This window comes from Streptomyces sp. SID13726 (assembly GCF_010548375.1).
In the GTDB taxonomy this organism is placed as follows: domain Bacteria; phylum Actinomycetota; class Actinomycetes; order Streptomycetales; family Streptomycetaceae; genus Streptomyces.
The window spans coordinates 1-388 of sequence record NZ_JAAGLY010000841.1; the positions used below are offsets into that span (position 1 = coordinate 1).

General features: G+C 72.4%; 1 protein-coding gene. It reads left to right on the forward strand.

Annotated elements, in window-relative coordinates:
- A partial coding sequence (locus G3I78_RS50600) for a DinB family protein (RefSeq protein WP_203616630.1) occupies positions 1–360 on the forward strand: 360 nt, incomplete at its 5' end.
- Positions 361–388: the final 28 nt, after the last annotated feature.

Consider the following 388-nt stretch of genomic DNA (forward strand, 5'->3'; position numbering starts at 1 on the left):
GTGCTGGCGACGGACGCGTGGTGGGGGCGGGCGGTGCTGGAGGTCGAGCAGCCGTTCCACCCGTTGGGGCAGGCGGGTCCGCAGGCGGCGGAGGACGGGCTGGACCTGTCGCTGTTCGTGACGGGGACGCCGTCGTACGCGGAGGTGCTGGAGGCGCGCGCGGCCCGGGTCGCGATGGTGCGGGACTTCCTGGCAGGGGTCACGCCGGAGAAGCTGGTGGTGGTGCGGCGCAACCCGTGGTCGCCGCAGTACCCGGAGACGACGTTGTCGTGCGTGCACGTGATCCTCGAGGAGGAGTGGGAGCACCACCGTTTCGCGGTGCGCGACCTCGGTGCGATCGAGGGGTCGCCCGGTGCGTGATGGTTCCTACGGTCCGCCGTCGACGACG